Origin of the sequence: Corynebacterium evansiae (assembly GCF_027570065.1) — a bacterium.
GTDB lineage: Bacteria > Actinomycetota > Actinomycetes > Mycobacteriales > Mycobacteriaceae > Corynebacterium > Corynebacterium evansiae.
Genome location: NZ_JAKMUT010000007.1, coordinates 56630 through 79438 on the forward strand (window position 1 = coordinate 56630; position 22809 = coordinate 79438).

At 62.6% G+C, this 22809-nt stretch carries 19 protein-coding genes; 7 read left to right on the forward strand and 12 right to left on the reverse strand.

The genetic code is table 11. The features are described from left to right. Positions 1-36: 36 nt before the first annotated feature. Genes L8V00_RS08185 through L8V00_RS08205 form a run of 5 tightly spaced genes read right to left on the reverse strand, consistent with a single transcriptional unit; the run spans position 37 to position 4241 of the window. A complete protein-coding gene (locus tag L8V00_RS08185) occupies positions 37-597 on the reverse strand; it encodes an NUDIX hydrolase (protein ID WP_011274335.1) in 561 nt (186 codons plus the stop codon). A 48-nt stretch (positions 598-645) separates the two neighbouring features. Further along, positions 646-1035: a branched-chain amino acid transporter permease gene (locus L8V00_RS08190; RefSeq protein ID WP_035003242.1), complete on the reverse strand. Its 390-nt coding sequence runs from the start codon at positions 1033-1035 to the stop codon at positions 646-648. Further along, on the reverse strand, positions 1036-1788 hold the full coding sequence (locus L8V00_RS08195; protein ID WP_035003245.1) for an AzlC family ABC transporter permease: 753 nt from the start codon (positions 1786-1788) through the stop codon (positions 1036-1038). It abuts the gene before it with no gap. Further along, positions 1789-2631 (reverse strand): hypothetical protein, encoded by an 843-nt coding sequence (locus tag L8V00_RS08200; RefSeq protein WP_269944727.1) that lies wholly within the window; start codon positions 2629-2631, stop codon positions 1789-1791. It abuts the gene before it with no gap. Beyond that, a complete protein-coding gene (locus L8V00_RS08205) occupies positions 2628-4241 on the reverse strand; it encodes a CCA tRNA nucleotidyltransferase (RefSeq protein WP_420840057.1) in 1614 nt (537 codons plus the stop codon). Before L8V00_RS08205 ends, L8V00_RS08200 begins: the two co-directional genes overlap by 4 nt. Before the next feature lie 435 nt (positions 4242-4676). Between L8V00_RS08205 and L8V00_RS08210 the strand changes: the two genes are divergently transcribed. From L8V00_RS08210 to L8V00_RS08240, 7 genes are all read left to right on the forward strand, one after another. Next, positions 4677-5486 carry an NUDIX hydrolase gene (locus L8V00_RS08210; RefSeq protein WP_274707168.1) on the forward strand — a complete coding sequence of 270 codons (810 nt, stop codon included), beginning with the start codon at positions 4677-4679 and terminating at the stop codon, positions 5484-5486. Positions 5487-5587: 101 nt separating this feature from the next. After that, on the forward strand, positions 5588-8404 hold the full coding sequence (locus tag L8V00_RS08215) for a hypothetical protein (protein WP_269944728.1): 2817 nt from the start codon (positions 5588-5590) through the stop codon (positions 8402-8404). A gap of 53 nt (positions 8405-8457) precedes the next feature. Next, positions 8458-12339, forward strand: coding sequence for a murein biosynthesis integral membrane protein MurJ (locus tag L8V00_RS08220; protein ID WP_269944729.1), 3882 nt, complete (start codon positions 8458-8460; stop codon positions 12337-12339). 198 nt (positions 12340-12537) lie between these two features. Continuing rightward, on the forward strand, positions 12538-13155 hold the full coding sequence (locus L8V00_RS08225; RefSeq protein ID WP_035003258.1) for an RNA polymerase sigma factor: 618 nt from the start codon (positions 12538-12540) through the stop codon (positions 13153-13155). Positions 13156-13193: 38 nt separating this feature from the next. After that, positions 13194-14225: a thioredoxin-disulfide reductase gene (gene trxB, locus L8V00_RS08230; protein ID WP_269944730.1), complete on the forward strand. Its 1032-nt coding sequence runs from the start codon at positions 13194-13196 to the stop codon at positions 14223-14225. A gap of 197 nt (positions 14226-14422) precedes the next feature. Further along, a complete protein-coding gene (trxA, locus tag L8V00_RS08235) occupies positions 14423-14746 on the forward strand; it encodes a thioredoxin (protein WP_035003263.1) in 324 nt (107 codons plus the stop codon). 175 nt (positions 14747-14921) lie between these two features. Next, on the forward strand, positions 14922-16109 hold the full coding sequence (locus tag L8V00_RS08240) for an N-acetylmuramoyl-L-alanine amidase (RefSeq protein WP_035003397.1): 1188 nt from the start codon (positions 14922-14924) through the stop codon (positions 16107-16109). Here L8V00_RS08240 and L8V00_RS08245 read toward each other — a convergent pair. From L8V00_RS08245 to yidD, 7 genes are all read right to left on the reverse strand, one after another. Continuing rightward, positions 16083-17054, reverse strand: coding sequence for a hypothetical protein (locus tag L8V00_RS08245; RefSeq protein ID WP_269944731.1), 972 nt, complete (start codon positions 17052-17054; stop codon positions 16083-16085). The genes L8V00_RS08240 and L8V00_RS08245 overlap by 27 nt on opposite strands. 203 nt (positions 17055-17257) lie before the next feature. After that, positions 17258-17839, reverse strand: a complete 582-nt coding sequence (locus L8V00_RS08250) for a nitroreductase family protein (protein WP_049050551.1) — start codon at positions 17837-17839, stop codon at positions 17258-17260. A 127-nt stretch (positions 17840-17966) separates the two neighbouring features. After that, positions 17967-19244: a ParB/RepB/Spo0J family partition protein gene (locus L8V00_RS08255; protein ID WP_035003270.1), complete on the reverse strand. Its 1278-nt coding sequence runs from the start codon at positions 19242-19244 to the stop codon at positions 17967-17969. Positions 19245-19504: 260 nt separating this feature from the next. Further along, complete coding sequence (locus L8V00_RS08260; RefSeq protein WP_035003272.1) at positions 19505-20443, reverse strand: ParA family protein; 939 nt, start codon at positions 20441-20443, stop codon at positions 19505-19507. A 97-nt stretch (positions 20444-20540) separates the two neighbouring features. Further along, the gene (gene rsmG / locus L8V00_RS08265; RefSeq protein ID WP_269944732.1) at positions 20541-21209 is read right to left on the reverse strand and encodes a 16S rRNA (guanine(527)-N(7))-methyltransferase RsmG; all 669 of its coding nucleotides are present in this window, start codon (positions 21207-21209) and stop codon (positions 20541-20543) included. A gap of 233 nt (positions 21210-21442) precedes the next feature. Next, positions 21443-22417: a membrane protein insertase YidC gene (gene yidC, locus L8V00_RS08270; protein ID WP_070488564.1), complete on the reverse strand. Its 975-nt coding sequence runs from the start codon at positions 22415-22417 to the stop codon at positions 21443-21445. Positions 22418-22504: 87 nt separating this feature from the next. Next, a complete protein-coding gene (gene yidD / locus L8V00_RS08275; protein WP_080722668.1) occupies positions 22505-22747 on the reverse strand; it encodes a membrane protein insertion efficiency factor YidD in 243 nt (80 codons plus the stop codon). Positions 22748-22809 lie beyond the last annotated feature (62 nt).

Below are 22809 nucleotides of genomic sequence, written 5' to 3' on the forward strand. Positions count from 1 at the left end.
TAACGCGGGCACGGAGCCTGCCGCACACTTGCCGCACTATTCCGGCTTCTGCAGCCGCTTCACGTAGCCCATGCGCGGGCGGAAGCCCGCCGGGTGCTTCATCTGCGCCACCGCGTCGGCAATCACCAGGCGGAAGCGCGGCTGCATCGGCGGCATCTGGGAGATCGAATACCAGCCCACCTGCGTGGACTCGTCGTCGCCGATCACCGGCTCGTCATTGAACTCGCCGGTCTCGGGGTCGGGAATCACGGTGCAGCGAACGGTGGTGTCCACGTAGCTGGTCACATCCCCATTCGGGTATTCCACGGGGCCGACCTGGCCCACGCCCAGCAGCGCATCCACCTGCACGTGCAGGCCAGTTTCCTCTCGCACCTCGCGGATGGCCGCCAGGTGCGGCTCCTCCCGCGGGTCCACGATCCCCGTCACGGGGGTCCACTGACCGTCGTCGGCGCGCTTCACCAACAGCACCTCCGGCACGGCCCAGATGGGTGCGCCCTCTGGAACGTCCCGAATGACAATGGCTGTCACGCCGGGCAGCCACAGCTCGTCGTGGCCGATTTTCTTGCGCAGTTCAACGATGAAATCAGGGGTCGGCATGGGCGCTATTCTACGGTGCTGGGGCTAGGTGCGGCGGGGGAGGGGGCGTCAAAAAATAAGGTTCACCAGCACCAGATACAGCACCGTGCCCAGCAAGATCGACAACGTGGCCGAGCGGCGCCAGAGGTGCAGGGCGACGGTGAAGGTCAGGGCGATGGCGACCGCCGCGAAGCCACCCGGCGCGTCGGCCTGGCCGGAGACGGTGTAGACGACCAGGAGGGTCATCACGCCAACGGGCATGGCCAGGCCCAGCCAGGCGACCAGGTCGGATTCGCGGAAGAAGCGCAGCGCGGCGAAAGGCAGGCCGCGCAGGGCGAGCGTAACCATGAATATCGAGCCGAGAATCGCGAGGGTGGGGCCAAGTTCCACGCCCTCGGGGAGACCCGCGGCGGCCTGTAGGTGTACGGCGGGCGCAGCAAGCGCGACAGTGGTGGGCATCTACTCCACCTCCCGGGAGGCGGCGTTATCCGCGCCGACCTTCAGCCGCAGCGCGCGGTCCAGCGGCGGGCACAGGAAGCGCACGATGAGGCTCACAAAGTACAGGCTCATGCCGATCATCAGCATGTTGTCCGGCGAGATCAGCAGGCCGACCAGCCCGCATAGCGCCGCCACGATCGGCAGGGAGAGGTCTTTGAAGCTCACGAAAGCCTCGATCGCCAGCACCGTGAACAGGGCGATCAGCGCAAACTCCATGCCCTGGATCTCGAAGGGCAGGGCGCTGCCGAACAGCGCGCCGAGCACACCACCGCCGACCCAGCCGATCTGCAGCAGAATCTGCACCGCCATCACGCGGGCAGTCGACCACTTCGCGTCGCGCCGGGCGGCGAGGATCGCATACGTCTCATCTGTCAGCGCATAGATGCCATAAGCCCTGGCCAGCCAGCCGCGCACCTGGGCGATGGGGTAGTTCAGGGCGTAGAAGGCGTGGCGGAAGTTCACCAGGAACCCGTACAGCGCCGCGCTCAGCGGACCCACGCCACCCGTGACCAGCGACACCGCCAGGAACTCCATGGAGCCCGCGTAGATGACGAAGGAGAAGATCGGCGCCCACCACCAGGCGAAGCCGACCTGGGTGATCAGCAGGCCAAAGGCCAGGCCCAGCGGCACCATGCCCAAGGCCACGGGCCAGGCGTCGGCGATCCCGGCGCGCCAGTCAGCGTTCCTGTCGCGGTGGGTGCTGCTCGCGGCCATCTAGTTGCGCTCCGGGTGGCTCGCCCAGGTTGCGAACAGGTTTTTGGGGAAGGGGCTGTTCTTCATAATCTGACGCCACGTCTCCGCCGGTCGGTCCGTGAACACATCCTCTGCGGTTGCGGCCTGGAGGCCGGCGATCCCGGAATCCAGCCAGCCGCGCACGTCGGCGGCGTCGAGGAGGACATAGCTGTGGAAGAGCCGCAGGCCGCGCAGCATGGAGGGGTCCACATGGCCGACGACCTGCGCTACCTGCTCGTCCACGCTGGGTGCCTCTTCGGCGGTGCTGATCAGCATGAACTGCCCGCGCGCGCCGAAGCGGGCGGCGGGGGCCGCGTTGGCTTCAGGGCTGCCGGGGGCGGGGGCTTCAGGGCTGCCGCTCGCCGCTTCACCATTGCTGCTCGCCGCAGAGGCGCCCGCAGCGTCCAGCTCCAAACGGTCAGCGTCCAACAGGCCGACGGCAAGCACGACGGGTTCGTTGTCGCCGCCGATAAAGAAGACCTTCGGCTTGGTGAGCTTCTCCGCTAGAGAGGGCAGGTGATTGGCAACGGCTTCACTGCTCATGAGGCCCAAGCGGACGGCCACGATGGTGGCGCCGCCGGCATCCGGGTCGTCCTGAACTTCCAGCACGAGTAGCGCGTCCGCGCCGGGCAGCCCCGGCACGGCGAGCACACCGGGGGAAGTGCCGAAGGCATCCACGAACGCCTCCAGGTGTGCGGGCTCGATGTCGGCGGTGTCCAGGTAGCCTTCCGGATCCACAACCACGGCGGGTGCCTGGAAGATCACGTCACCGGGCCGCACGTTGAACTGGTTCTCTGTGCCATTCGGCTGCTGGTCAGCGCTCACTTTTGCGACCCACCTTTCTGTTCGCCCCACCATTGTTTCAGCGCGGCGATGGCGTCCTCACGCTCCATCGGCCCGCGATCCAGCCGCAGCTCCTTCAAGTACGCCCAGGCCTTGCCCACATCGGGGCCGGGCTTGAGGTCCAGGATCTGCATGATCTCGTTGCCGTCCAGGTCGGGGCGGACGGCGGCGAGGTCCTCCTGCTCCTGCAGCTGCTCGATTCGCCTTTCCAAATTATCGTAGGTGCGCTGCAGCCTCTGGGCTTTTCGCTGGTTGCGGGTGGTGCAATCGGCGCGCACCAGCAGGTGCAGCAGTGGCAGCAGCTCGCCGGCGTCGTTGACATAACGGCGCACGGCGGAGTCGGTCCAGGTGGATTCGTTGTTGTCCTTTTCCCCCGCACCGCGGCGAGCATCCTGGTTCTGCCCCTTGCCCTGCGTATCGGCGTAGCCGTGGAAGCGCATGTGCAAAAACACCAGCTGGCCGATGTCTTGGACGTGCTGCTTGGAGTACTTCAGTTTGCGCAGGCGGCGGCGAGTGATGCGCGCTCCGACGACTTCGTGCTGGTGGAAGGTCACCGCGCCAGATTCGGTAAAAGCCCTGGTATCGGGCTTTCCGATGTCATGCAGCAGCGCGGCCATGCGCAGTTCCAGCGAGGGCTCCAGCCCGCGCTCTGCCTCTAGGTTCACGGCGTTGCGCAGCACCTTCAGCGAGTGCCAGTACACGTCCTTGTGCTGGCGGTGCTCGTCCTGCGTGAGCTTCAAAGCTGGCAGTTCCGGCAGCACGTGGTCGGCCAGCCCGGTCTCGACCATCAGGTCCAGGCCCACCCACGGCGCCGCGCCAAGCATCAGCTTGTTCAGTTCGACGGCCACGCGCTCGACGGTGATGCGGCTGATCTGCTCGCTCATCGCCGTCATTGCTTCCTTGACTCTCTTTGTGACACCGAACTCCAGCTGTGAGACGAATCGGCACGCGCGGAGCATGCGCAGCGGGTCGTCGTTGAAGCTGATCTCCGGGCTGTCCGGGGTGTCTAGCACTCCGGCCTGGAGGTCTTCGAGACCGTTCAGGGGGTCGCGGAGCTGGTGATTTCCGTCGGGGGAGAGCTCCAGTGCGATGGCATTGGCGCGGAAGTCACGGCGGATGAGGTCTCCGTCGAGGCTGTCACCGAAGGAGACTTCGGGGTTGCGGGACTGGCCGTCGTATTGGTCGGCGCGAAAGGTAGTGATCTCCAGGATCTGGCCCTTGACCAGCGCCGATACGGTGCCGTATTCAATGCCCGTGTCCCACACTGTCTCCGCCAGGGGCGTGACAATGTCGACGATGGCCTGCGGCCGGGCGTCGGTGGTGAAGTCCAGGTCGTGGGAGAGGCGCCCCAACAGGGCATCCCGCACCGACCCGCCGACGAGGTAGAGGCTGTGGCCAGCATCGTGGAAAGCCTGGGTGAGTGGCAAAAGGTCGCGGTCAAGCGCGCGCAGGGAGGTAAAGGCCTCCTGCAGCATGCCTTCAATGGTGCGCGGCTTTTCCGGCGCAGGATCCGAGTTTGCGGGGGAGTGGGCGGGTTTCGTCACGTTGCCAGATTCTACTAGCCCCCTCGGACGGGCCAGCGGCCCCCTCATAACCTCCCAAACCTCCCGCACAGGCGCCAAGTCCCCCTCAGATCCTCCCCAACCCCGCGCACAGGCGCCAAGTCCCCCCTCAAAATCTCCCTAGATGGGCGGCAAATGTCGTTAGAACGGGAATACGCCGAGCAAAAGCTGACGCCCAGAAAATCCGCAATCCCCTGACCAGGCACTTTGCATAATCGACGCTCGCTTTCAATAACGTATTCCCGTTCTAACGACATTCACCGGCTTACGGCCCTGCCGGAACCCCCAGAAGCCTGCACACGCGCACCACCAATACCCGCACACCGCCCACGCACCGCCCGCAGCCCATCCCACGTGCCCAGCCCGCGCACCACCCGCAACTAGTTACAAATTCAGTTACAATTTCGCCTCCACTCGCTTCCATTCAGTTCCACATTGCACAGATAACCGGCTATCGTTATCAGAATGAGTGGAAACGACAGCACCGGAAACGGCACGCCCCGCCGCCGGCGCCGCCGTTCAAGAAGAAGGCACCGCTCTGGCAACGGCCAGAGCGGCCAAAACGCCCAGCAGCAAGGCGGCCGTTCCGGCCAGCAGGGCAACAGCCAGCGCAACCAAAGCGGCCAGAACTCCCAGAACAGCTCCAACCAGGGCAAACGCAAGAGCAACCGGAACCAGTCCCACCGCCGGAAGGGCGCCAACTCCAACAATCGCAACCGCCAGCGCAACCGCAACAACTCGCGCCCGCGTTCTTTCGACGAGCACTCCAGCCTGCCGACCTCCGTGGAGACCTCCGCGGGCGGCCTGGTCCTCTCCGGCCTGGCGGAAGCCGTGCAGCCTAATGGCGAGGTCGACTTCTCCGCAATCTATGTGGCCCTCATCGGCCGCCTGGATCGCCGCGGAAGACTGCTGTGGTCCATGCCGAAGGGGCACATCGAACCGGATGAATCCCAGCACGCCACCGCAGAACGCGAGGTGTGGGAGGAAACGGGCGTGGCCGGGGAGGTCATCGCCGACCTCGGCACCATCGACTACTGGTTCGTCTCCGAGGGCATCCGCATCCATAAAACCGTCCACCACCACCTGCTTCGCTATGTCGATGGGGACCTGAACGACGAGGACCCGGAGGTCACCGAAGTCCGCTGGCTGCCCGTCAACCGCCTGATCGAGCACCTGGCCTATGCCGACGAGCGGCGCCTTGCCCGCCAAGCCTTCGATAACCTCGCCGACCTCGCCCGCGCCGAGGCCGAAGCTGGCCGTGCCACGCCACGCTAAGGAGCGCTAACGGATTGCCAGCCGATGCTGTTAGAACTAATAGCGACTAACAACTACTAATTACTTACGTAAGCGTGTAATCGTGCACAAAGGTGAGCGCAATGTCTAGATTCCCCCACGCCTGCACGGCGTTTGGTGTTTCTGTCGCGCTCTGTGGCCTGTTTGCCCTGCCTGTGGCCCCGGCGGTTGCTGACCCTATTAATGACGCCCCCTCGGCCTCCACCACTCAAGACTCAGCCCAAGGGCAGGCCCCGGATCCCACCGACCCCGCGGTTCGCGAAGATTCCACCTGGGCCAACCCGCTGGCCCGCGCGACGGATCCGCAGCAGGACGTGGACCTGGAGATCATCGGCATTGGCACCAGCTCAAGCGTCCACGCCGCCGCAGGCCAGACTTATACCCTCCGCATCCGCAACGACCGCTCCCACGCGCTGAACAATCTTTCGCTCACCTTGTTCTATCGCTCGGCCGCCACTGCCGCGGAGGTGCGCGTCGCGCAGCTTGCCAACCAGGGCGAATACTCCCTCAGCAGCCAGCCTCTGCAGCTCGACGGCACGCTCAGCCCCGGCGAGACGCGCGAGGTCACGGTCACCGTTCCTGCGGCCGGTGCTTCCATCGATTCTTCTCGTGACGCCCCCTCGCCCCAACCGCTGAACCTTCCGCCTCATGCTTTTGAGGAACCCGGCGCTTATCCCCTGTTGTTTAGCCTGAGCGGCCAGGACACGAACCCGGAGAGCCCGGAGCAGGGAGGTACGCAGTACCTGGCGGTGGCGCGAACCACACTGAGCGTGGGGGCGTCCACAAGAAAGGAAGACCAACCCAGCACCCCAGTGACGGTCGTGTATCCGCTGGCGGGGCCTACGTACATGGCGGCGGGGCAGACGGGCGATGCTCCGAAGCGGCGGCCCGCGTTTGTGACGAAGGACGTGCTGGCGGCCGAGGTCGGTGAGGGCGGCAGGCTGCGGGGGCTGCTGGATGCGTACCGCGAGGCGAAGTCGAGCAAGCTGAAGCAGGCGACCTGCATCGCCATCGACCCGGAGCTGCTGGATACGGTAAACCGCCTGGCTGAGGGATATTTCGTGGGCGAGCGCACTCCCGACCCGGTGGAGGAACCGCAGCGGCTACGCGACTCCTGGGACCAGATCCTGGGTGGCGAAGAAGTGGAAGCCCAGCACATGCCCGGCAATGCGGATGCAAAGAAATGGATCGCTGACCTGCGGGAAGTCGTGCAGAGCAACTGCTCGGTGGCGTTGCCGTACGCCGGGGCGGACATCAATGGGCTTTCGCAGGTGGATTCCGACTGGCTGCGCGTGCGCGCGCTGGGCACGGGCGCCGGGGTGATTCAGCGGATCCTGGGCGTAGTGCCGACGCAGAACGTGGTGATCCCGGACGCCGGCTACGTCGCCCCGGAGGCACAGCAGGTTCTGGCGGCAGGGATCAGCAAGACTCCGGAGGGTGTGGAGCCGGTCGAGGCCGACCAATCGCGCCGGTTTGAGCAGACCGTGCAGGGTAAGCCGGCAATACCGCAGACCGGGCACGTCACCGCTCTGGTGGCGGAGAATACGGTCAACATCGAGCAGCCGGCGGCTGCGCCGGACCCGGCGGCAGACCCAGACGGCATCGGCGCCGACGGGGCCGACGGGGACGGCTCAGACTCCGCCGAGCCCAACCCCACCGACGAGGCATGGAACCAGCGCCTGGTGAACCTCCCAGGTGCAACGCGGACCGGCAACGCCGGCGAGGAGGTCGGCGCGCAGGGCGACGCACCGGCCAACGGAGCAGCGCAGACCACCGCCACCGCGCTGACGTACTCCGCGGACCTCGGCACGGTGCTCAAGGCCACCGGCCAGCACCCGGAGATTGCCGCATATTCGAACCCTGACCTGCGCTTTAACCTCACCGAGGATAGCGCCGTCGCCCGCCTGGCCGACGCGCAGGCGGTACTGAACCTGGAGCTCGACTCCGGTCGCCCGACCCTCGCCGTACCGCCCGCCGCGTGGTCCGTGAACAAGACCCAGGCCAGCAGCTTCCTGCAAACCATCAGCCAGCACCTGGACAATCACTCGGCCACGCCCGCCCCGCTGCCGGAGGCCGTGCAGCCCCGCGGCATCGACCTGGCGGATGTGGGCTCGGGCAGCACCACGGTGCCCTACACCGACCCCGGCGCGTATTCCGCACCTTACCTCGGAACGGTGGCGGATACCGCCCGCAAGCTGCGGGAACTTACCCTGTTCATGCAGAATGACTCCGCCATTGCGCTGACCCGCGAGGGCTTCACCAGCCCCCTGTTCTCCGACCTTCTGCGCGGCCTTTCCACCTACCGCAAGCGCGAGCGCGGCCACGTGGACGTCCTGCGTGAGCAACTCGGCACCAACCTCGCTCGCGTGGGGCAGGTCACCTCCCAGCTGCGCCGCTCCATCAGCCTGCTGCCACCGGGCAACGTCTTTACCCGCACGTCGGATTCCTCGCCGTTGCTGGTGGTTGCGCGCAATGGACTGCCCCTGCCGGTGACGGCCAAGGTTGGTTATTCTTCTGACGCCGACACGGATGTCACCGTCCACGTGGATTCCACGGCCTCGCCGACGATCCCGGCGAAGGGCTCCATCACCTGGTCGCTAACCACCGACATCGCGGACACGTCCGAGCAGGTCAACCTATCTTTGTGGCTGGCGACCAACAGCCAGGACGGCAAGGGGGATCTGGAGGACGGAACCCGCATTTCGGATCCGGTGGAGCTGCGCGTGCAGTCCGTGCCGGGGCTGTCCTCCCGTGGGGTGGCCATCATTGCCGGGCTGCTGCTGGGCATCGGCGCGGCCGGCAAGATGCTGTGGGACCGCCGGAGTGGGCGCGCTTCTAAGCGCAAAACGGCCACTGCTCTTCGGCCTGCCCCGCGACCGCAGGAAGGCGATCAAAACTAGACACGCCCAGAGCTCCGTTAGGGAATGCACGGTTGTTGCATAAAGATGGAGTAGTGACTTCTGAGCAAGAGAGGGATGACCAACCGGCTAGGCCCTCGGCCGGACAGCGCGGACGTTTCCGTGCGACCCAGCCGCCGGCGCTAGCGCCGAAGAAAGACCGCGCGAAGGCTGGAGCGCCGACGGGTGGAGACGGGGCGTCACAAAGCCCTACAGAGGTAGCCCCGACCTCCCAGAGCGGCCAGAGCCAGAGCAACGGTGGCCAGAGCGGCCAAAGCAACAGTGCCCACAACGGCGACGGCACGACCGTGGCTCAGGGCGCGGCAGCCACGACCGCAACCGCGGGCACCGCGACCGCAGCCAGTGCGAGCGCCACCGCGACCGCAGCCGACGAAACGACCGGCAACGGCGCGAACACTGGCGGCAGTGGCAGCACTGGCAACAGTGGCAGCGGCGACAACACAGACGGCCAGAGCCAAAAGCAGAGCGACGAGCAGATCGTCCGCGCCGGCGGCTCCATGGCCATCGCCACCCTAATCAGCCGCATCACGGGCTTCCTGCGCACGGTGTTTATCGCCTCCGCGCTGGGTGGAGCGGTGGCCAGTGCGTTCAACACGGCCAACACGCTGCCGAACCTGGTGACCGAGCTGGTCCTCGGTGCCGTGCTGACCTCCCTGGTGGTGCCCGTGCTGGTACGCGCCGAGAAGGAGGACGCGGACCGCGGCGAGGCGTTCATACGAAGACTCTTGACGCTCACGTTCTCGCTGACCCTGGTGATCACTCTGGTCTCCGTGGCGTGCGCGCCGCTGCTGGTGCGCATGAGCCTGGATTCCGAAGGCCACGTGAACATCGGCATGTCCACGGCATTCGCCTACCTGGTGCTGCCGCAGATCATGTTCTACGCCATGTTTGCCGTGTTCATGGCGATTCTGAACACCAAGGGAGTGTTCAAACCCGGCGCGTGGGCGCCCGTGGCCAACAACGTGGTCACACTCGCCGTGCTGGGGCTGTACATGTTCCTGCCGCGGGATACGAAGCTGCAGCCCACAGACAACGTGACCATTACCGACCCGCACGTGCTGCTGCTGGGCCTGGGCACCACCGCGGGCGTGGTGATGCAGGCGCTGATCATGGTGCCCTTCCTGCGCAAGGCCGGCATTAACCTGCGCCCGCTGTGGGGCATCGACGAGCGCCTGAAGTCCTTCGGCGGCATGGCCATCGCCATCGTGGTGTACGTGGCGATCTCCCAGGTCGGCTGGCTGCTGAACAACCGCATCGCCTCCGACACGTGGGAGGTCGCGCCAACGATCTACATGCAGGCGTGGCAGCTGCTGCAGATGCCCTATGGCGTGATCGGCGTGACGTTGCTGACGGCCGTCATGCCCCGCCTATCCCGCAACGCCGCGGAGGGCGACGACAAGGCCGTAGTGCGCGACCTGACCGTCGCCTCGAAGCTGACGATGCTGGCGATGGTGCCGATCATCGTGTTCTTCACCTGCTTCGGCACCCTGATCTCCGCCGCGCTGTTCGCCTACAAGGAGTTCTCCCTGGAGGACGCGAACGTGCTGGGCTGGACCATCAGCTTCTCCGCGTTCACCCTGATCCCCTACGCCCTGGTGCTGCTGCACCTGCGCGTGTTCTACGCCCGCGAGGAGGTCTGGACCCCCACCTTCATCATCGCGGGCATTACCGCGACGAAGCTGACCTTCGCCTACATCGCCCCGCAGATCGCCACCGAGCCGCGCCTGGTCGTGGTGCTGCTGGGTGCCGCCAATGGCCTGGGCTTTATGGCCGGCGCGATCATCGGCGACCGCCTGCTGCGGCGCTCGCTGGGGGACCTGCAGTTCCGCAAGGTGACGAAGACCGTGCTGTGGGCGCTGGGTTCCTCGCTGATCGGCGCGCTCGTCGCCTGGCGGGTGGACGTGCTGCTGACGCACTTCGCATTCCCGACGCTCGCCAACCCCTGGTTCATCATCCGCCTGCTCATCGCCGGCGTGCTGTTCCTGGGCGTTACCGGGCTGATCCTGGTGCGTGCCCCGCTGCCGGAGATCCAAACCCTGGTGGGCGCCCTGTCGCGCATCCCGGGTATGTCGCGGGTTCTTCCTTCTCGACGCCCACTTCCCAGCGACGAGCAACCCATCGAAGAGGACCAGCCCCGTCGCCTGTCGGCCCAGGAGCTGGCCGCCCGGGAGGCCATTGCTCTGGACCACATGATGGCCGGCGTGGCGCTGCCGCCACTGGCGGCGGGCCGGGTGCGCGGTCCGCGCCTGGTTCCGGGCGCTCCACTGCTGGAGGGCCGCTACCGCCTGCTTGCCGACCACGGCGGTTGGTCTGCCGCCCGCTTCTGGCAAGGCCGCGAGCTGGCTACTGGCGACATCGTGGCTCTGACCATCATGGATCCGGTGGCTTATGCCCGCTCGCAGGTCGATCCTGGAGTATCTGTGCCCGTCAACGGCGTGGAGGTGGCGCGTGCGAAGGACGAGATGCTGCGCCTCTCTGCGAAGCTAAAGCAATTCGACGTGCCGGGTATGGCGCAGGTCAACCGCGTGATCGACTACGGCAACCTGGTGGTCATCGTGTCCCGCTGGGTGCAGGGTTCCCCGCTGACCACCGTGGCGGAGAGCCAACCGGAGCCACTGGCGGCTGCCTTCGCCGTGTCCTCCCTGGCCGACGCTGCCGCGCAGGCCGAGGACAGCGGCACCTCGCTGGGCTTGGATCACCGCGACCGCGTGCGCATCGGCACCGATGGCGCGGCCGTGCTGGCCTTCCCGGGTGTGCTGCCGAACGATGACACGGCGCAGGATGCACACGGCGTGGCCGTGGCGCTGCGCCTGCTGCTGGAGCACGTTCCCTACGAGGAAGTGCCGGAGAACCTCACCCGCACCTACAAGAAGATCTACGAGCTCGACGGCGAGAAGGTGGGTCCGGAGGACCTGCGCAAGGTAGCGAAGGATCTGCGAGAGCTACAGGCTGGCGGGCTGGCCATCAAGGAGGATTCAACTCCGGACCCGAGTGCACAGTCCGGCTTCGGTGCCCGCGGCAACCGCCCGGTAGGCATGGCAGCCGCTGCCGCCATCGCGTTCGCCTCCGTGTTGGTTATCGCCGCGCTGGTTGCGGCGGTGGTCAGTGTGGTCGGCGGCGACCGGAAGGATTCGCCGCTGTCCACCGACTCGTTGCGCCAGGGTGCGCAGGCAGTCCGTGGGGTGGACCCGGCGGAGGTTCCTCTGAGCCGTCCCCTCGAGTGGCTGCCCGCCGACGTGAACTGGCCGCTGGACCGCCCGGATCTGGCGCGCCTGATCACCGATGGCGACCCGGAGACGTTCTGGCAGTCCAACCCTGCATCCGTGCAGCTGGGCGGCGAGCCTGGCACCACGAAGCCCGGAATTGGTCTCTTGATGACGCTGCCAGAGGGCACCGCCCTGTCGCAGGTTCAGCTGCGCGGCCTGACCCGGGGAACCACCCTGGAGCTGCGCTTGGCGCAGGCTGACACCAACGGCAAGCTGGCCTCCCTGGACCAGACGACGCTGCTGAAGACCGTGCATGCGGACGCCGATGACGTGACCGTGGATCTGGCCGGCATGGGTGCGGACCACGCAGATACAACTGGCGACTCCGGCTGGGGTGCCGGCCGCGAGGGTTCCTCCGCCGCGCCGGGTGAAGGCAACAGCGACGGCGAGAACGAGGACGCCGCGGGAAGCCAGAAGGGTAGTGAGAAGGGCAAATACGATACCGATAAGGTCAGCGCCGCCAAGGGCAACCGCCTGCTGATCTGGATCACCGGCCTGCCGCTGCCGCGATCCGCCACGCTGGCGGAGGTTACCGCCGTCGGAAACTGGCTAGAGCAGACCAGTGACGAAGATGCCGACGACCCGGACGCTGACGAAGCCAACACGGAAGAGGGCTCCCGCCCCGCACGCCCCGTACAACCCGTCGGATAGCTGGTCGGACAGACGCTCAGAACGCCCGCGCTCCCATAGCGCATCACGGCGCCTGCCTCAACTGTGAAGTTCACAATGAGGCAGGCGCCGTTCCCAGTTATCCACAGGCCAGGAACTTCAAACCCACAATCTGCCCGCCGAAGAATAAAGTGTTGGGCACGGGGGCGGCACGGCTCCCGAAGACACACTAGGGGGAAGATGATGCTGGGGGCGTCACAAAGAACAAAGAGCAACACACGGCCAGCGCAACAAAGCGACCACGAGCTGCTGCGCGGCCACAACGAGGGGCAACCCGGCGCGTTCCGCGAGCTGATCGACCGCCACCAGCGCACGCTGTGGTGGGCGGTGCGGCGAGTCAACGTGCCCGAGGCGCACCAGATGGACGTTTACCAGGAGGGACTGTTGCGCGTGCACCGCTTCGCCGCGCGCTTCAACGGGGAGCGTTCCGCCAGCGTGAGCACCTGGATGGCCACGATCATGCGCAACGCGGCACTGTCGTACATGCAGCGCTACAGCCGCGAAGCACAGCCGGGGCGCGAGGATTTCAACGAGCGCACGCGGACGCTTCCCGCGCGGGGGATGCGGGAGGAAGCCACCGTCGCCCGGCTGGATGTGCACCGCAGCCTACGGCAGCTCTCACCCGAGATGCGAGACGTGATGGTGCTGACGGAAATTCGGGGGTTGAGCGAGGCCACAACCGCGGAGCAACTGGGGATTCCCGTGGGCACCGTGAAATCGCGGAAGAACCGAGCGAAGCGGATGATGTGCGAGCACCTCGGCGGGGCAGGGGAATACGGAATGGCCGTGGCCGGTTAGACTGGGGTGAACAACATCTTCGACCTCAAAGGATAGATATGAACCAGCCATTCCTGCAGGCCAGCGGTATTCTCAGCAATGATTCGAAGGCCGCGGACGCGGATAGTGCCAGCGCCAGCAGTGCAGACGGCGCTGCGAACGCGGAGGCAGGCAAGGTTCACGACGTCATCATCATCGGTTCCGGCCCGGCCGGCTATACTGCCGCCGTGTACGCAGCGCGCGCTGAGCTGAACCCGGTGGTTTTCGAGGGCGTGGAGTACGGCGGCCTGCTGATGCAGACCACCGAGGTGGAGAACTTCCCCGGATTCCAGAAGGGCATCATGGGGCCCGACCTGATGGAAGAGATGCGCGCCCAGGCCGAGCGTTTCGGCGCTGACCTGCGCCAAGAGGACGTGGAGAAGGTCGACCTGACCGGCGAGATCAAGAAGGTGTGGGCCTATGGCGAGGAGTACCAGGCCCGTACGGTGATCCTGGCTACCGGTGCTGCCCCGCGCTACCTGCACGTTCCCGGCGAGCAGGAGATGCTGGGCCGCGGCGTATCCGCCTGTGCGACGTGCGATGGCTTCTTCTTCAAGGACAAGCAGATCGCCGTGGTGGGCGGTGGCGATTCCGCCATGGAGGAGGCCGACTTCCTGACGAAGTTCGGCGAGAACGTCACCATCATTCACCGCCGTGACGAGTTCCGCGCCTCCAAGATCATGGAGGAGCGCGCCCGTAACAACCCGAAGATCAAGTTCCTGACCAACGCGAAGGTCGTGGAGGTCAAGGGCGACAAGTCCGTGGAGACGCTGGTTGTGGAGGATACCCAGACCGGCGAGCAGAAGGACGTTGCGATGGATGCCATGTTCGTAGCCATCGGCCACGATCCGCGCACTACGGTCTTCGAGGGCCAGGTGGAGCTGCAGGAGAACGGGTACGTGAAGGTCGAGGAGCCCTCCACCCGCACTAGCCTGCCGGGCGTATTCGCAGCCGGCGACCTCGTGGATTCCCACTACCAGCAGGCCATCACCGCAGCCGGCTCCGGCTGCCGCGCCGCCCTGGACGCCGAGGCTTACCTCGCCACCCTGTAGAAGCACACTGGGCTGTAGCGGGACGGCGGCCTGTGGCGGGGCGCCGGCCTTGTAACGGACCACCGGCCCTGTAACGGATCGGACAAGTTCGGTCACCGTTAGGTAACTATGGCCGGTCGGACATAGGATATTTACACGTTGAAGGGTAACCTCCAACCTAAAGAAAAGCGCTCCCAACCAGGAGGTTTGTCGCCACTATGTCCGACATCGTGAACGTCACCCAGTCCAGCTTCAAGTCCGAGGTCGTCGAGGCTACCCAGCCTGTTCTAGTCGACTTCTGGGCCGAATGGTGCCGCCCTTGCCTAGCTATGACGCCCATTCTCGACGAACTAGCGGCGGAGTTCGATGGCAAGGCGAAGATTGCCAAGGTGAACGTCGATGAGGAGCGCATGCTGGGCGCTATGTTCCAGGTCATGTCCATCCCCGCCCTAATGATTTTCAAGGACGGGGAGAAGGTCGCGGAATTCACCGGCGCTCAGGATCGGGACACGCTGCGATCTGCGATTGAAGCGCAGCTTTAGAAAACAGCTGATAAAACACGCCTGACCTGCAAGTAAAGCAGATCGGCGGATTTGTCCCTAGAATTGCATCTATGACTCGCCACTGTCGGCGAAAGATCTTAAATGTGATTTGTCTCACAGTGGATACAGTGGCTTTAGTGCCGCGAAAGTTTGAAGAATTGGAGTGTTGAACCCAGTGGATCGTTTGCTTCTCCAGGTCGGCGACCGCAGCCCGCGCGTCGCTGAGGTCCGCGGCACCTTGGCGCGCCTCGGTCTGCTGGAAGGGTATGAAGGCGACACGACCGGCAGTAAGTCGCAGCGCTGGACCAGCGAGGAAGAAGTTTTCGACGAGGCCCTGGCGGAGGCGCTGAAGGCGTTTCAGCAGCAGCGTGGCATCATTGCCGACGGCACCATCACTCCCGGCACATTGCGTGCGCTACGTGAGGCCTCCTACACCCTGGGGGCGCGTGTGCTCTCGCTGCAGGGCAACCAGTTCGTCGGCGACGACGTGGCGCAGCTGCAGACTCAGCTGCACGACCTAGGCTTTTACACCAGCCGTGTGGATGGCCACTTCGGTCCGCGTACCCACTCCGCCGTGGTGAACTACCAGCTGAACTACGGGCTGAATAACGACGGGGTTGTCGGCCCAGACACCCTGCGCGCACTGTCTTACCTGGGGCGGAGGATCACCGGCGGCTCGCCTCAGTCCATCCGTGAGAAGGAGCAGATTCGCTCTGCCGGACCGCAGCTGACCGGCAAGCGTGTGGTGATCGACCCGGGCCTAGGTGGCTCGGACAAGGGATACATCGTTGACGGCCCCTTCGGACAGATTTCGGAGGAGGAGATCCTCTGGGATCTCGCCGGCAGGGTAGAAGGCCGTATGATCGCAGCGGGGATGGAGACGATTCTTTCGCGCCCCCGGTCTGCCAATCCCACTAACCAGGATCGTGCCAATATCGCGAATGCTTTCGGCGCAGACGTCATGATTAGCCTACGTGCCGATATTTATCCGAATGAGAAGGCCAACGGCGCGGCTACGTTCTACTTCGGCTCGCTGACGGGCTACTCATCGATGGTGGGCGAGAAGCTCTCTGGCTTTATTCAGCGCGAGATTGTGGCCCGCACTCCGCTTCAGAACTGCTTTAACCACGGTCAGACGTGGGACATTCTGCGCCTAACCAGCATGCCGACGGTGCAGGTCGTGCCCGGTTACCTGACCAGCCCTAAGGATGTTGAGATCCTCACTGATCCTGCGATGCGCGATACCATCGCCGAGGCCATCGTTGTGGCCGTTAAGCGCCTATACCTGCTGGATAAGGATGTCCACGCTACTGGCACCTTTAGCTTTGTGGAGCTGCTACAGGAAGAGCTTCCGAACAAGTAGATTCTGCACCGGACTAGGCGCGGAGACCCGGTTGCTCGTCTCGCGCTGTCCAGTAGTCCCGAACGTTTCCGGAGTTTCAAGGCTTCCGAGCACCCCAGATGCTTTTGGCGTCCGGTTGCCACCGATAACCGTGGAGAGCTTCTCCGGTCCGTTGACCTGTGCGTGATCCTCCTCAGCGAAGTCCCCAAAAAGGCTATGCGACCCGCTGATCTCAAAGCGATATCGCGGGAAGTGTCGGTGATGCTTGACCACCTTGAAACCCTCCGCCTCAAGGATGTCCTCGGAGAGCATCGGGGCACTATCCAGAATGTCCTCGTCTATCCCGTGGGTTTCCGCGGCCGTCTTCCAACCCCGATAGGATTCGGGCACATAATTCAGGGATTCAAGGGCACTGTACCTGCGATTTTGTTCCTCTGGTGACCACTTAGGCTCCTCCGGATCTTCCTGCGCCGTCGGCCACGAAGCCTCACTAAGCTGCCTAGCAAGTTCCTCGTCAAAGTCCTCAACTCGAGCGAAAGCCTCCACGGCCTTCACCCCGCGACGGTGCGCCTCGGTAAGCACGGTATCGATGAGTTGATGCTCTAGGTATAGACCCATGTACGGCACAGCCACGTGCACCGTGCTCAGAAGGATTGCATCAGGGGAAATCGGTGCAGTTGGCAGGTTCGCAATGCCTTGCATATAGCGCGCGGGGGCAAAGAAAACCGTCGCAGCAGGGACCGGTCGGGTGCCTGCATCTCCGGTGCCGACGAATGCCGTGTATCCGCAGATTCCCCATTCCAGGAGGACGTTCTGCAGCCATACCTGCTTATCAAATACCGGGTCTTTGGACGAACTACTCTGATTCTCGTAGCCCGGAGGGAGCGCCCAGAATGTCGATGCCGCAGCACTGGGCTCGAGATCTTCGGAACACTGAGGAGTGATGGCTTTAATGTGTACTTCCACAGCGCTCCTTTCTGTTCATTGAAGACATCCAAGAGTCCCTGAAAGTAGCGAGTCTGGAATGCACAATCAGCTGCGTGCGGTTGGTTTCTACGAAGATCCTATAGGGCACCAATCGTTCCCGTGGCGAAATCGCTAGTTTCTTGCTACACAAAACCCCGATGTTTCACGTGAAACATCGGGGTTCAGAGTGGAGGATTCTGCGTTTAATAGTGGTTATCCACTCGGCGGTTCACCGCACGACCCGGGTGAGTGGGCTCCTCATTGGGGTAGCCGGCTGCCACTACGAGTGCGATCGAACGATCATCGCGCCCCTCGAGGCCAATTGCCTTCTTGACGCCCTCTTCGTTCCAACCGGTAGTGGGGGAGGTGGCAAGACCCTGTTCCTGGGCTGCAAGAAGCAAAAATCCAGCAACGAGCATGGCATCCCTGATACCAATTTCGCGCAGCTTCTCCGGGGACGCGGAGCCATTGAAGCCACGAACCTTCTCCGTAAGCTCTGCTCCCAGAACCTCTTCAGCGTCGTCAGGCACCACCTCGGAGCGGCCGACCACAACGAAGACGACCGGAGCATCCAGGAACTGCTGCTGTCCCGAAGCATCAAAAATCGCCTGCTTAACGGCCTGATCCTGGACTACTACCAGGTCACGCATCTGCGCGTTGAACGCGCTAGGGGCTTCAAGAGCATTCTCAACTACCCGATCCAAAACTTCCGTTGGAATCGCCTGGTCGGTGTACTGGCGCGTTGCCCGGCGGGTTGAAATGGCTTCGGTAACGGTCAAGGACATAGAAATTTGCTCCTTTTCTTAAGGTTAACTTCCGCTGGTTCAGTTTGTCTGGGTTGGCCTTCCGGTGGTTCTCTTAGTCTGAGTTAGCTACATGCCGGTTTGCTTTGTCTGGGTTTAGCTAAGCGTTTTAGTGCTTCTTAAACTTCAACAGCTCAATGATCCTGTCGAAGTCCTCAGGGCCTCCAAATTCAACAACGATCTTGCCCTTTTTCTTCCCCATTTGGACACTGACCTTGGTCTCCAATGCATCGGAGGCATTATCCACCCAGTTGGAGACATCTTCGGGCAGCTGTTGGGGGCTGCGTCCAGTAGCCTTCGTAGCACTGGCTGCCTTATCGCCACGGTTCAGGAGGGTCACCGCTTCCTCCGTGGCGCGCACGCTCAATCCCTCGCTTACAACACGGGTGGCAAGCTTCTCCTGTTCCTCAGCGCCGCTCTTTAAGCCCAGGAGAGCGCGAGCGTGACCCGCACTAAGGACTCCGGCGCCGACTCGCCGCTGCACGGATACAGGCAACTGGAGAAGGCGGATCATGTTAGTGATCAGAGGACGAGATCGACCGATCTTCTTAGCCAGCTGTTCCTGGGTTACGCCGAACTCCTCCATAAGCTGCTGATACGCCGCGGCTTCTTCCAGCGGATTCAACTGGACGCGGTGAATGTTCTCTAGCAGCGCGTCGCGCAGCATCTCGTCGTCTGCGGTCTCGCGGACGATGGCGGGAATTACTTCGAAACCCGCTCGCTTTGCTGCGCGCAGGCGTCGCTCACCCATAATGAGCTCATACGTGGAATCCTCGTCTGGGGCCCTGCGCACGACGATCGGCTGCATAAGCCCGAACTCCTTAATGGAGTGGACGAGCTCCTGAAGGGCCTCCTCGTCGAATACCTCGCGCGGCTGCTTTGCATTTGTACGAATGGCACCGAGGGGGAGCTCTTGGTAGGTTGCCCCGAAATCATCTTGCGATGTTTCACGTGAAACATTCACGTCGCTCGGGGTAGCGGAACGGTTCTCGATGGCGTCGCATTCCGTACCGGAAGCCTCTCGGATAACCGTACGCGAAGCGTCACTGTGACGTTTCGCGTCCATACTCGAGGTACCCCCCAGATTCTCATCAGGTCGATCAAAATTCGGCTTGTCAGAGTCACTTTGATCCGCTTGAGGGTTCACAGGGCTCTTCTGAGATCTGGCAGAATCTTCTACCGCGCGATCACCCTTGCCACCGTTACCGGACGATGAACCAGCATCGGCCTTCTTTCCACCGCTACCGATGCTCTTCCCGCTACCCAATACAATGTCGGCTGCACCATCCCCAAGAGAGGGGCGAGCAGGTCCGGTCGGGATGAGCGATGCAAGACCTCGACCAAGTCCGCCCCGTCGAGCATTGCCTACAGCGTTAGGAGAGGGCATCTGCGGCTTTCGAGAGCCACCACTGGACTTGGTTGCACTCAGAGCTCGCCCCGCTTCCGACGCTAAGCTTCTACCAGCATTTTCGGGCATCTTCGCGCCCGCCGGCGTTTTCTTCGGCAACGGACTCTCCTGACTCTGAGGTGAATTGGCCACATTGTGCGGCTTTGAAACTTTACGCGAATCCTTCGAAACGCTATTTTCGGCGGACTTTAGATCTTTCTTCGACAGTTTGGAATCCTTTTTATTGCGTTTCCCCACTATTACTCACCCTGATCATGAAGTTCGGGAGCAATTCCAATCGGCGCGGTTTCCGTTGTCGGGAGGTAATCGCCGCGCTGAGCGAATTCCTTAGCTGCGTCATAATAGGCAAGCGCCCCAGGGGCGCCGCCGTCGTACTGCAGCACTGTCATGTTGTAACTCGGAGCCTCGGATACCTTCACATTACGCGGAATATGGTTATCCAGAACCACGGATCCGAAGTGAGTTCGAACATCGTCGCTAACGTTCTGCGAAAGCCGTGTGCGACCATCATACATCGTTAAAAGTACGCCCGAAATGTGCAGGTTCGGGTTCAGGTTCTCGCGAATCATTGCGATGTTATCGATCAACTGGCTTACGCCTTCCAGGGCGTAGTACTCGCACTGAATTGGGATCAGTACCTCATCCACGGCCGTCATTGCGTTGATCGTGAGGAGCCCGAGGGAAGGGGGGCAGTCAATGAACACGTAATCGAAACCGTGCTCTTCGATCCATCCGTCGCTGAGCGCGGAGGAAAGTCGATACTCACGTCGAACTTCGTTAACCAGATTGATCTCGGCTCCCGCCAGATCGATGGTTGCTGGGACGCAGAAGATGTTCTCGTTCTCGTCGTTGCCCTGCATCACTTCATCGACAGACATCTCATTCAGCAGTACCTCATAAGACGAAGGCGTGCCGACATGATGCACCGCATCAAGTGCCGTCGATGCGTTGCCTTGAGGATCCAGGTCGATAACGAGCACCTTCATGCCCAAAAGGGAGAGGGACCACGCCAGGTTAACAGTAGAGGTCGTCTTGCCCACGCCACCCTTTTGGTTGGCAATGGTGATCTTCCTGCACTTCTCCGGCCTCGGAAGTTTGTTCCGATTCGGGTTCTTCAAGCGCGCAGCCTGTTGGGCAGCTCGCCCGATGGGTGTTTCATCCATGTCGAAGGTCGACATCTATGTCCAATCCTGAAGTCGAAAGATGATGTTTCACGTGAAACATCGAGGTGTATGTAAAGGATAGATCAGCCTCACAGAGGCCACAATGAGAGCCCTACTTGATGCGCGGAATAGTGATCACGTGTGTAGGTTCCGCCACCTTAGACTCGCCTACTAGCTGGATGGTTCCATCCCCGCCACCCGCTTTAGCAATCTCTTTGGCGTCTCGCTCGAGTTCCTCTGCGACCGAACCACCCTTAAGGGCCTTCATCGCTCCACCAACGCGCACCAGAGGCAGTGACCAACGGGTGAGTTTACCGAGCGGTGCCACAGCTCGAGACGTAGCAACGTCTGCACCGCCCAAAGCTCTAACTACATCTGGCTCTTCGGCACGACCGCGGACGGCCTCGCACCCCAGATCGAGTCGGTCGTTGATCTCGGACAGGAAGTTATAGCGTCGTAGCAGTGGCTCCAGGAGCTGAACCTTTAGATCCGGACGCGCGATCGCCAACGGGATACCTGGTAGACCGGCACCGGAGCCAATATCGACAACACGGCATCCCTCATCAATAACTTCCCCAAGGACAGCGGAGTTAAGTACGTGCCGCTCCCAGATACGTGGAACCTCGCGTGGGCCTAACAGTCCTCTTTCAATGCCGGCTGTTGCCAAGAACTCCGCATACTCCCGGGCAAGGGGAAGACGATCGCCGAAAACCTCCTGGGCGGCCGCTGGAGGTTCACCTAGTTCCGGGCTTTGAATGTTCACGTCGTCTCGATTTGCCATCTAGACACTCCTTCAACGGTGGGAGGTAGGGGCAATGTTTCACGTGAAACAATCCGGGTTGTTCCACACGATGTTTCACGTGAAACATTCGGCTTCTATTACTCCGCCCATTCTATAGTCCGTTGACCTCAAAGCAGCACCCGAGTCTTCAAGCCGCGAACGGATTGTGCAGAGAAACTAGAGAAAACAAAAGAACCGCCACCATAACGGTGACGGTTCAACGCGGTTTAGGGCTACTTCCGCTTCTTACCCTTCTTCTTGGGGTTATCCGGGCGGGCGCCGACTTTCGGAGCAGAGGTGCGCTTGGAAGCCGCGATAGCTTCTTTCTCCGCCTCCTCCTCAGCATCCATCTTCTTGTAGAGGAAGTACTGCTGCAGGTAGGACCACGTCATGTTGGTAGCCATGTACAGGGCAAGACCAACCTGCCAAGCGAAGCCACCCATTAGGTACAGAACCGGCATGACCCACAGCATCAGCTTTTGCATCATGTCCATCTGCATCTGAGACTGCATGGCCTTAGGGTCGTTAGCCTTAATCGGGTTCTCCGCACGGCGCTTTGCAGCACGATCCATAGACATGCGGGCCGAGAAGTGCATCAGCACGGAAGCCAGCAGCATCAGCGGGACAACGACCAGGATGATGTTGGTTCGGGTGAAGTCCACGTGACCATCCGCGGAGAACGCGCGGTAGTTGGCCGGGTCCATGGAGATAAAACCGGACAGGGGAGTACCGAAGATACGAGCGTCCAGGAAGGACTGAACCTCGTCCACACCGAAGAAGTAGTTCGGCGTATTACGAGTCTCCTCGACCGTCATTCCCAGCTGACCCACACCGGTGCCCGTGCGGTTGAAGGAACGAAGCACGTGGAACAGGCCAAGGAAGATCGGCATCTGCACAAGCATCGGCAGGCAGGAAGCCAACGGGTTTACGCCCATTTCCTTCTGCAGCTTGCGCATCTCAATCGCCAGCGTCTGACGATCGTTCTTGTACTTTCGCTGCAGCTCCTGCATCTTTGGCTGCATTTCTTGCATCTTGCGGCTGGAACGCAGCTGATTAGCCATCGGCTTCACCAAGAGGATACGAATGGTGAACACGAGGAACATGATTGCCAGCGCCCAAGTGATGCCCGAATCTGGGCTCAGGACGTAGCTGAACAGCTTATGCCAGAACCACAAAACGCCGGACACTGGATAATAAACAAAATCCATGGCGACTCGAGGTTTCTCCTGAAATTGATCTATTAAGGCCCGTAGGGCCGGCGCCGCCGATAGTTGGCGTCCAAAAAAGGAACACAGCTAGCGGCGCCGCCCGCCCCACGAGCACAGGGGACGACGAGGCGGGACAGGATCCCAACCTCCCGGATGCCAAGGCCCACAGCGGGCCAAACGACCCAACGCGAGAAGCGACCCCTTAATCAGGCCGTGGCGGCCTATAGCGGTTAAGGCGTAGTTGCTGCACGTAGGATCAAAACGGCATGTTGGCCCCATTTTAAGGGGTGACACATAACTTTGGTAACCAAGGATCAATCGGCGAGCCATTCGGGCCCCGACACCCGGCCGACCATTACGACCATCACTACTGGTACTCGCATCACCATTGG